Source organism: Phaeobacter sp. QD34_24 (genome assembly GCF_028890115.1).
Taxonomy (GTDB): Bacteria; Pseudomonadota; Alphaproteobacteria; order Rhodobacterales; family Rhodobacteraceae; genus Phycobacter.
Window position 1 is genome coordinate 16,775 of sequence record NZ_JARCJD010000024.1, and the last position, 10,226, is coordinate 27,000.

Annotated in this window: 10 protein-coding genes; 9 read left to right on the forward strand and 1 reads right to left on the reverse strand. The window is 61.4% G+C overall.

Going from position 1 to position 10,226, the window contains the following annotated elements; translation table 11 throughout:
• The first annotated feature begins 46 nt into the window (after positions 1-46).
• The 9 genes from secY (at position 47) to PXK07_RS16465 (ending at position 8,804) form a co-directional block, all read left to right on the forward strand.
• Positions 47-1,411: a preprotein translocase subunit SecY gene (gene secY, locus PXK07_RS16425; RefSeq protein ID WP_274849436.1), complete on the forward strand. Its 1,365-nt coding sequence runs from the start codon at positions 47-49 to the stop codon at positions 1,409-1,411.
• A complete protein-coding gene (locus PXK07_RS16430; protein WP_274849437.1) occupies positions 1,408-2,049 on the forward strand; it encodes an adenylate kinase in 642 nt (213 codons plus the stop codon). Before secY ends, PXK07_RS16430 begins: the two co-directional genes overlap by 4 nt.
• A gap of 357 nt (positions 2,050-2,406) precedes the next feature.
• Complete coding sequence (rpsM, locus tag PXK07_RS16435) at positions 2,407-2,775, forward strand: 30S ribosomal protein S13 (RefSeq protein ID WP_274849438.1); 369 nt, start codon at positions 2,407-2,409, stop codon at positions 2,773-2,775.
• Positions 2,776-2,790: 15 nt separating this feature from the next.
• Positions 2,791-3,180, forward strand: coding sequence for a 30S ribosomal protein S11 (rpsK, locus tag PXK07_RS16440; protein WP_192965437.1), 390 nt, complete (start codon positions 2,791-2,793; stop codon positions 3,178-3,180).
• Positions 3,181-3,295: 115 nt separating this feature from the next.
• Positions 3,296-4,312: a DNA-directed RNA polymerase subunit alpha gene (locus PXK07_RS16445; RefSeq protein WP_274849439.1), complete on the forward strand. Its 1,017-nt coding sequence runs from the start codon at positions 3,296-3,298 to the stop codon at positions 4,310-4,312.
• Positions 4,313-4,450: 138 nt separating this feature from the next.
• The gene (rplQ, locus tag PXK07_RS16450) at positions 4,451-4,876 is read left to right on the forward strand and encodes a 50S ribosomal protein L17 (RefSeq protein ID WP_274849440.1); all 426 of its coding nucleotides are present in this window, start codon (positions 4,451-4,453) and stop codon (positions 4,874-4,876) included.
• A gap of 230 nt (positions 4,877-5,106) precedes the next feature.
• Positions 5,107-5,967, forward strand: a complete 861-nt coding sequence (locus tag PXK07_RS16455) for a hypothetical protein (RefSeq protein WP_274849441.1) — start codon at positions 5,107-5,109, stop codon at positions 5,965-5,967.
• A 131-nt stretch (positions 5,968-6,098) separates the two neighbouring features.
• Positions 6,099-7,484: a trypsin-like peptidase domain-containing protein gene (locus PXK07_RS16460; protein WP_274849442.1), complete on the forward strand. Its 1,386-nt coding sequence runs from the start codon at positions 6,099-6,101 to the stop codon at positions 7,482-7,484.
• 3 nt (positions 7,485-7,487) lie between these two features.
• A complete protein-coding gene (locus tag PXK07_RS16465; protein ID WP_274849443.1) occupies positions 7,488-8,804 on the forward strand; it encodes a replication-associated recombination protein A in 1,317 nt (438 codons plus the stop codon).
• A gap of 6 nt (positions 8,805-8,810) precedes the next feature.
• On the opposite strand, the gene PXK07_RS16470 is transcribed toward PXK07_RS16465, so the two are convergent.
• Positions 8,811-10,184, reverse strand: a complete 1,374-nt coding sequence (locus tag PXK07_RS16470; protein WP_274849444.1) for a multicopper oxidase family protein — start codon at positions 10,182-10,184, stop codon at positions 8,811-8,813.
• Positions 10,185-10,226: the final 42 nt, after the last annotated feature.

Sequence of the window (10,226 nt, forward strand, 5' to 3'; positions counted from 1 at the left end):
CGGAAAACGGTTCCGGGCGGCGTTTTCGCAAGAAGAGACCCATTTCATGGTATCAGCAGCAGAACAAATGGCGGCGAACACCAGTTGGTCCGCGCTTGGCAAGGCCACGGATCTGCGCAATCGCATCCTGTTCACCCTCGGCCTATTGATCGTCTACCGCCTTGGCACCTTCATTCCGGTTCCGGGCATTGACGCTTCGGCGTTGCGCGAATTCATGGATTCGGCAGGGCAGGGCATTGGCGGCATGGTGTCGATGTTCACCGGTGGCGCGCTTGGCCGGATGGGGATCTTTGCCCTCGGGATCATGCCCTATATCTCGGCCTCGATCATCGTGCAGCTGTTGACCTCGATGGTTCCGGCGCTTGAGCAGCTGAAGAAAGAAGGCGAGCAGGGCCGCAAGAAGATCAACCAGTACACCCGCTATGGCACCGTCGCGCTGGCAACGGCGCAGGCCTATGGTCTGGCGGTGTCGCTGGAGTCCGGCGATCTGGCGACCGATCCCGGCATGTATTTCCGCCTCGCCTGCATGATCACCCTGGTGGGCGGCACCATGTTCCTGATGTGGCTGGGCGAGCAGATCACCCAGCGCGGCATCGGCAACGGTATCTCCCTGATCATCTTCGTCGGCATCATTGCTGAGGTTCCCGCTGCCATCGCGCAGTTCTTCGCCTCGGGCCGTTCGGGTGCCATCAGCCCCGCGGTGCTGATCGGTGTCATCGTGATGGTGATTGCGGTGATTATGTTCGTGGTCTTCATGGAACGCGCACTGCGCAAGATCCACATCCAGTATCCCCGCCGCCAGGTGGGCATGAAGGTCTATGACGGCGGTTCCTCGCACCTGCCGGTGAAAGTGAACCCGGCCAGCGTGATCCCGGCGATCTTTGCCAGCTCGCTGCTGCTGCTGCCGGTGACGATCTCCACCTTCTCTGCGGGTGCAACAACGGGTCCGGTGATGTCCTGGCTTCTGGCCAACTTTGGCCCCGGCCAGCCGCTTTACCTGCTGTTCTTCGTCGCCATGATCGTGTTCTTCGCCTATTTCTACACGTTCAACGTCTCCTTCAAGCCTGAGGAAGTGGCGAACAACCTGAAGAACCAGAACGGGTTTGTTCCGGGTATCCGCCCCGGCAAGAAGACAGCGGAATATATCGAGTATGTGGTGAACCGTATCCTGGTTCTCGGCTCGGCCTATCTGGCGGCTGTCTGCCTCCTGCCCGAGATCCTGCGCGGCCAGTTCGCCATTCCAGTCTATTTTGGCGGCACCTCGGTTCTGATCGTCGTCTCGGTGACGATGGATACGATCCAGCAGGCGCAAAGCCATCTTCTGGCCCATCAGTATGAGGGTCTGATCGAGAAAAGCCAGCTGCGCGGTCGCGGCAAGAAACGCACGAAACGGGGACCTGCTCGTCGATGAATATTATTCTCTTGGGCCCGCCGGGCGCCGGTAAGGGCACTCAGGCCCGCCATCTGGTCGAAACCCGTGGAATGGTGCAGCTCAGCACCGGTGACATGTTGCGCGACGCGCAAGCAAGCGGCAGCGAGATGGGCAAGAAGGTTGCCGAGGTGATCGCCCGTGGCGAGTTGGTCACGGATGAGATCGTGATCGGCCTGATCCGCGAAAAGATCGCCGAAGGTGCCGAGGGTGGTTTCATCTTCGACGGTTTCCCGCGCACTCTGGCCCAGGCCGATGCGCTGACGGTGCTGCTGTCCGACATGGGGCAGAGCCTTGATGCGGTGATCGAGATGGCGGTGGACGATGCGGCACTGGTGGCGCGGATCACCGGTCGCTCGACCTGTGGCGACTGCGGCGAAGTCTATCACGACGAAACAAAACCTTGGCCTGCGGACGGTAAGTGCAGCAACTGCGGCAGCACCGAGATCAAGCGCCGTGCGGACGACAATGAGGAAAGCCTCAAGACCCGTCTGATGGAGTACTACAAGAAGACCTCGCCGCTGATTGGCTACTACTATGCCAAGGGCAAGCTGGAGAAGGTCGACGGTCTGGCCTCGATCACCGATGTACAGGCCGAAATCGCCAAGGTGCTGGGCTAAGCGCGACCAAGCGAGTTTATGAGATGAGAAGCCGGGCCTGGTCCCGGCTTCTTGCGTTTCAGGGATGGGCGTTTCTTGGGTCGTAACCGGGTTTAAAACGGTCGCGATCACGGCCAAGTCGAACAGATCCTTCTCATGCGTGGCTAAACTTTGATGTTTCTGCCGGGGCCGGGTTGACGCATTGTCCAAATCTCAATAGGGAAGCCCATCCCCAATGGGAATCAATCCAGACGACAGGATTCGTCCGTCGTTTGATCACCTCGAGACAAGCTTGACGATCCGGCGATCCCGCCAGTGTCAAGCGTTGTGAAAAAAGGTTCTGGAGCTACGGAACCGCAACGAAAAGGAAAGTGACACGTGGCACGTATTGCCGGCGTTAACATCCCGACTGCCAAACGGGTCCCCATCGCCCTCACCTATATCACCGGTATCGGCACAACCTCCGCTCAGGCCATCTGCGAAGCAGTGGGCATCGACGCAACCCGTCGCGTCAACGAGCTGTCCGACTCCGAAGTTCTGGCCATCCGCGAGCACATCGATGCGAACTACACCGTTGAAGGTGACCTGCGTCGTGAAGTGCAGATGAACATCAAGCGTCTGATGGACCTGGGCTGCTACCGTGGCCTGCGCCACCGCCGCAACCTGCCGGTTCGCGGTCAGCGGACCCACACCAACGCACGCACCCGCAAAGGCCCCGCAAAGGCCATTGCCGGTAAGAAGAAATAAGGGAGGATCCGGAACATGGCACGCGATAAATCCCGCATTAAGCGCAAAGAGCGCAAGAACATCGCTTCCGGTGTTGCGCATGTGAACTCCTCGTTCAACAACACCAAGATCCTGATCTCCGACGTTCAGGGCAATGCGATCTCCTGGTCCTCTGCCGGCACCATGGGCTTCAAGGGCTCCCGTAAGTCCACGCCCTACGCAGCTCAGATGGCCGCCGAAGACGCAGGCAAGAAAGCTCAGGAACACGGCGTGAAGACCCTTGAGGTCGAAGTTCAGGGTCCCGGTTCGGGCCGTGAATCCGCGCTGCGCGCCCTGGCTGCAATCGGTTTCAACATCACCTCGATCCGTGACGTGACCCCGATCGCCCACAACGGCTGCCGCCCGCCGAAGCGTCGCCGCGTCTAATTTTTTCAGACTATCGCTGGGGCCCCGCTTGATTTGTCGGGCCCCAGTCCGTCATTTTAAACCTCGGGCGTCTGCACCTTAGGACATGGGGTACAGACAGGAATGGAGGGACTGCATGATCCATAAAAACTGGGCAGAGCTGATCAAGCCGACACAGCTTGAAGTGAAGCCGGGCAATGATCCCGCGCGTCAGGCAACCATCGTTGCCGAACCGCTGGAGCGTGGCTTTGGCCTGACACTGGGCAACGCGCTGCGTCGCGTTCTGATGAGCTCGCTGCAAGGCGCCGCCATCACCAGCGTTCAGATCGACAACGTTCTGCATGAATTCTCCAGCGTTGCCGGTGTGCGTGAAGACGTGACCGACATCATCCTGAACCTCAAAGGCGTGTCCCTGCGCATGGAAGTCGAAGGTCCCAAGCGCCTGTCGATCAATGCCAAGGGTCCGGCTGTTGTCACCGCTGGCGACATTTCCGAATCCGCGGGCATCGAGGTTCTGAACCGCGATCACGTCATCTGCCACCTGGACGATGGCGCCGACCTGTTCATGGAGCTGACCGTCAACACCGGCAAGGGCTACGTCTCTGCCGAGAAGAACAAGCCGGAAGATGCACCCATCGGCCTGATCCCGATCGATGCGATCTATTCGCCGGTCAAGAAGGTCTCCTATGACGTGCAGCCGACCCGTGAAGGTCAGGTTCTGGACTATGACAAGCTGACCATGAAAGTGGAAACCGACGGCTCCGTCACCCCGGATGACGCCGTGGCCTATGCCGCGCGCATCCTGCAAGACCAGCTGTCGATCTTCGTGAACTTCGAAGAGCCCGAATCCGCTGGCCGCCAGGACGAAGACGACGGTCTCGAGTTCAACCCGCTTCTGTTGAAGAAAGTGGACGAGCTGGAACTGTCCGTGCGTTCGGCAAACTGCCTGAAGAACGACAACATCGTTTACATCGGCGATCTGATCCAGAAAACCGAAGCAGAAATGCTGCGCACCCCGAACTTCGGCCGCAAGTCCCTGAACGAGATCAAGGAAGTGCTGTCGGGCATGGGCCTGCACCTGGGCATGGACGTCGAGGACTGGCCGCCGGACAACATCGAAGATCTGGCCAAGAAATTCGAAGACTCGTTCTGAGAATTGGGGGAGGGCCACGGCCCTCCCCAGCCACAAATGCCCACGTTGGTGGGGAAACCCGGGCAGATCCGCCCCAAGGAGAGCGGCTGACACGCATCGGCCGCCAGACAAAGCAAAACCTTTAGAAGGAACTAGAAAATGCGTCACGCACGTGGATACCGCCGCCTGAACCGCACCCATGAGCACCGCAAGGCTCTGTTTGCAAACATGGCGGGCTCGCTCATCGAGCATGAGCAGATCAAAACCACTCTGCCCAAGGCAAAAGAACTGCGCCCGATCGTTGAAAAACTGATCACCCTGGCGAAAAAAGGCGACCTGCATTCGCGCCGCAACGCTGCGTCGCGTCTGAAGGAAGACCAGTATGTCACCAAACTGTTCGACGTGCTGGGTCCCCGCTACAAGGACCGTCAGGGCGGCTACATTCGCATCCTGAAGGCCGGTTTCCGCTATGGCGACATGGCCCCGATGGCGATCATCGAATTCGTTGATCGTGACGTGAACGCCAAGGGCGCTGCCGATAAGGCACGCGTTGCCGAAGCCGAAGCGGCAGCTGACGAAGAATAAGAAGACTGCAGACCGCAAGGTCTGGTGATTTGGCCCCCGCTTGGAAACAGGCGGGGGTCTTTTTTTGCGCGCATACCCCATTGGGGTGATGCTTTCCCGCAGCTGGCAATTCAGGATTGTGTTGCCAGCTGTTTGATCGGTGCGTTTTTGACCGATCCGGGTGCGGCCCGAGGAGATCCACAACAGAGGTGGAGCGGTGTCCGCTATGTCAATTTTAAAAGGATACGATTATGTCCATGTCACGACGCCAGGCCCTTGCGGCCTCTTTGTCTTCCCTTCTTGTCTCTCCTTTCTTTCCCATGATTGCGCGGGCACAGGCCGCAGGTGTTCACCCCGGTGATCCCGATGTGATGAAGCTCACCGCCGGTCTGATCGATGCGAACTTGAAGAACGCGGGCGCAAGCGGCTTCAAGGTGAGCCTCGGCTCGGATCCGATGGGCGGGCTTTTGGGGGCCAAACCCCTGGTGATGCCGCAGGGCTATGCCATGATGGTTGGCGGCACGGGTATGCCGGGGGCTGAAACCTATGACAAGGTGCGCAAGCTTGGCCGGGATATCCTGGATACCCTGACCAAAGCTCATGAGATTCTGACCGACTTCGCCGAGCTATTCGAGAAAGTTGTCAACGTGCTGGAAAAGCTAGCCACCACGTTGGAGAAGATCCAGGGCCTGGTAGAGCGGTTTGGTGATGCGATTCACCGGATCACGGCCGCGGTGATCAACACGGTTGCGGTCTTTTCCGACCTCTTTGCAAACGTGGCCGCCACGGTCGCGAAGGGCGTGGCCAAAGGTGCAAAATCGGTTGTGAAATTCTTCAAAAAGCTTTTTGGAGGCAAGAAATCGTCTGGCATCATCGCCACGGTCGATCTGGACGGCGACGGACGGCCCGATGGCACCATTTTCGATATCCCGATGGACGCCGCCTACACGATGCTGTCGGACTTCTTTGTCGCCGTGGGTGTTGAGAACCCCAATCTCAGCCCGGCGCAGATTGCAGTCGCCATCTCGGCCGACGCCAAGTCCTTCCTGACGGAATCCCGCGTCCAGATCGAAGGCGTGACGCGAGATCAAGCCCTGTTGCTGACCAGTTGACCCTCTAGCTGAGCCAAAGGCAGTCGCCTGGCGTGGTCTGGCGGCTGCTGCCTATCTGCGGGGCTTGCGCAATGCTTGCATTCCGCCGCCTGCCTTCGCATATCCTGTTTCAGAACGGATACGGAGGCAACATGATCCGCGCAGTCTTGATTGCATTGACCCTGGTTCTGGGCAGCCAGGCCACGGCCGAAACCCGGGTGCCACAGTCGCAGGCAGAGATCTCTTTGGGGTTTGCGCCGCTGGTCAAACAGGCGGCCCCGGCAGTGGTCAATATCTATGCCAAGATCGTCACCCAGGCCCGCGCCAGAACGCCCTTTTCCAACGATCCCTTCTTTGATGATTTCTTTCGGAACTTTGCCAATCCACGCCCGCGCGTGCAGAACTCGCTCGGTTCGGGGGTGATTCTCTCTGCGGATGGGATCGTGGTGTCCAACTATCACGTGGTCGGCATGGCGACCGAAATCCGGGTGGTGACAACCGACCGGCGCGAATATGGCGCTCAGGTGGTCTTGGCCGATCAGGCCAGCGATCTGGCGATCCTGCGGCTGGAGGGGGCAGAGGATCTCCCCTATCTGAACCTGCGCGACAGTGATGAGGTCGAGGTCGGGGAACTGGCCCTGGCCATCGGCAACCCCTTTGGTGTGGGGCAGACCGTCAGCTCTGGCATCATCTCTGGGTTGGCGCGTACCGGTACCGGCACCGGTGAAGGCTTCGGCTATTACATCCAGACCGATGCGCCGATCAATCCGGGCAATTCCGGCGGGGCGCTGATTGACGTGAATGGCGATCTCATCGGCATCAACACGCGGATCCTCAGCCGCTCGGGCGGCTCCAACGGGATCGGTTTTGCGATCCCCGCCAATCTGGTGCGGGAGTTCCTGCACCAGGCGCGCGATGGCGCGGAGGCATTCCAGCGTCCCTGGGCGGGGATGAGCGGTCAGCCGCTGGATGGCGACCTGGCGGCCTCCCTTGGGATGGACCTGCCCGAAGGTATGGTGATCTCCGAACTGCATCCTGAAAGCCCCTTTGCCGAGGCCGGGTTCCGTGTCGGCGACGTGGTGATCGCGGTGGATGGCGAGCCGGTGAATTCGCCCTCGGAAATGGTGTTTCGCATGACCATCGCCGGGCTTGGCGACACCTCCGAGGTGGTGCGCCTGCGTGATGGCAAGCGCGAGGTGATCGCGGTTGCGATGTACAGCGCCCCGGACGAGCCTGCCGCAGAGCCTGTACAACTGGGCGAGAAGAGCCGTCTGCCGGGGCTGACGGTCGCGCGGATCAATCCAAAGACGATCACCGAACTGCAGTTGCCCCTGTCGGCCGAAGGGGTGGCGGTTGCCGATCCCGGCCCCTATGGCGCCCGTGTCGGTCTGCAGCGGGGCGATGTCCTGTTGGCGATCAATGGGGATGCGGTCACGCAGCCGTCGGATGTTGCGGAGATCCTGAAAGAAAGCGGTCGCTGGATGGCGCTTGACCTTCTGCGTCGGGGTCAGCGCGTCAGCCTGCGGGCACGGCTCTGACCCATGGCGGATCTTTTCGACAGCGACGCGCCGCAGGCGGATAAGGGGCCAGAGCCGAACCGGCCCCTGGCCGACCGGCTGCGTCCGAAATCGCTGTCCGAGGTGATCGGCCAGAGCCAGGTTCTGGGCCCCGAGGCGCCGCTGGGCGTCATGCTGGCCTCCGGCTCGTTGTCGTCACTGGTGTTCTGGGGGCCGCCGGGGGTGGGAAAGACCACCATCGCGCGGCTTCTGGCCAAGGAAACGGATCTGCATTTCGTGCAGATCTCGGCGATCTTCACCGGTGTGCCGGACCTCAAGAAAGTGTTCGAAGCCGCCAGGCACCGGCGCGCCAACGGGCAGGGGACGCTCTTGTTCGTGGATGAGATCCACCGTTTCAACAAGGCGCAGCAGGATGGGTTTCTGCCCCATATGGAGGATGGCACCATCCTCCTGGTCGGCGCCACCACCGAAAACCCGAGTTTCGAGCTGAACGCCGCTCTTTTGTCCCGCGCCCAGGTGCTGGTTCTGGAACGTCTGCCGCTTTCGGATCTGGAGTTGCTGACCCAACGCGCCGAAAAGGAACTGGGCCGCGCCTTACCCCTGACGGGGGATGCCCGCGATGCCTTGCAGGAGATGGCCGATGGCGACGGGCGGGCACTCCTCAATCTGATCGAACAGGTCTCAGCCTGGAAGGTGGAGACCCCCTTGGGCCGCGAGGCGCTGGCGACACGGCTGATGCGGCGGGCGGCGAAATACGACAAATCGGGCGATGAACATTACAACCTGATTTCGGCCCTGCACAAATCGGTGCGCGGCTCGGACCCGGATGCAGCACTTTACTGGTTTGCCCGCATGCTGGAGGGCGGCGAAGATCCGCGCTACCTGGCCCGGCGCCTGACCCGCATGGCGGTGGAGGATATCGCCCTGGCCGACCCGCAGGCGCAGGCGGTGTGCCTGCAGGCCTGGGAGACCTATGAGCGTATCGGCAGCCCCGAAGGCGAGTTGGCGCTGGCGCAGGCGGTGATCTACCTTGCCCTCGCGCCCAAGACCAACGCGGGCTACATGGCCTACAAGGCGGCCCGGCGCCTGGCCAAGGAAACCGGAAGCGCGCCGCCGCCCAAACATATCCTCAACGCCCCGACCAAGCTGATGTCCGAGCAGGGCTATGGCGAAGGCTATGCCTATGACCATGACGCCGAAGACGGGTTTTCGGGGCAGAACTACTTCCCCGAAGGTGTCAAACGGCCGGTTCTGTATCAGCCGGTCGAACGCGGGTTCGAGCGCGAGCTGAAACGGCGGACCGAGTTCTTTGCCAAGCTGCGCCTTCAGCGGGGCAGCTGAGCCCTTTCAGGCGACGACCTCGACCCAGGTGCCCATGCCTGCCGCGTGGTGCGACAGCATATGGCAATGCAGGAGCCATTTACCGGGGTTATGGGCGTTGAAGGCCACGGTGCGCGTCTCGCCGCGCATCATCAACAGCGTGTCGCGCAGGGGTCCAAGGCTGCCATCCGGCAGGACTTCGGCAAAATGCATCCCGTGCAGGTGCATGGCGTGGGGGAATGCAGTGTCATTGACCATGGCGATCTTGACGGTCTGCCCCAGCGATGCCCGCACCAAGGGCTTGTCCGGGCGACCGACAACGCCGTTGAAGGCCCAGAACTGCCCGGCCTGCGCCAGGGCACGCATGCCTTGCGCCTTTCCCTGCCATTGCGCCGACTGCATCCCGCCCATGGCGCCGCCCTCCATACGCAGGGTGACCGTGTCCGCATCGCTGAGCTCGATCGGGTGATCCGGATTGGGCGGCAGCGGCGCGGGTGTGCCACGCGTGGTTGAGGTTCCGGCAGAGACCGGGAAGATGGCCTGGGCATAGCCGCCGTCGCGTTCGAACTGGATCAGGAACGCGTCCTCTCCGGCGCTGGCACTCACATCGACAATCAGATCGATCCGTTGCGCGGGCGCCAGCAGCATCCGCTCGGGGATCGCCTCGGGCGTGGGGAGCGGCATCCCGTCATAGGCCATGATCCAGCCGGTCAGCCCCTGGAGACCCATGGCAAAGATGCGGGCATTGGCGCTGTTGATCAGGCGCAGGCGAAGCCGCTCGCCCTGGATCACAGGAAAGCTGGCCTCCATCTGCCCATTGGTCAGCATCACGTTGCCGAGCCGCCCGGCGTGGGATCGGTCATGGGGGTGGGTGAACTGCGCATCGACGCTGGCATCACCAGCAAGGCGGATGTCGTCCAGCATCAACACAAGGTCCTGATCCACATCGGGCGCCTCGTCCTCTGCGATGATCAAGGGGCCTTGCAGCCCGCGCTCCACCTGTTCGACGGATTGAGCATGGGAGTGATACCAATAGGTGCCCGCATCGGGCAGGGCAAAGTCGTAGGTGAAGACCTCTCCGGTTGCGATGGGATCCTGCGTCAGGCCCGGGACCCCATCCATCGCGTTTTCGATCCGAATGCCGTGCCAATGCATCGAGGTGGCCTGGGGCAGGGCGTTTTCGATCTCCACCCGCAGCCGTTCGCCCCGGCGGGCGCGCAGGGCGGGGCCGGGGACGCTTCCGTTCACCCCCCAGAGATCCGTCTTTCCATATTGCGCAGGCGCAATCTGAATTGGCGCGGGCGCCAGTCGCAGGCGGTGAGGGGCAGAGGCGGACAGGCCCATGCGCGGCAGTAGCGGCAGAGTGGCAAGTCCGGCAAGCAGGGATCTACGGGTCGGCATGGTCTCTCCTGTGGGTGGTGTTCAGATCAAGGTAGAGAGCCC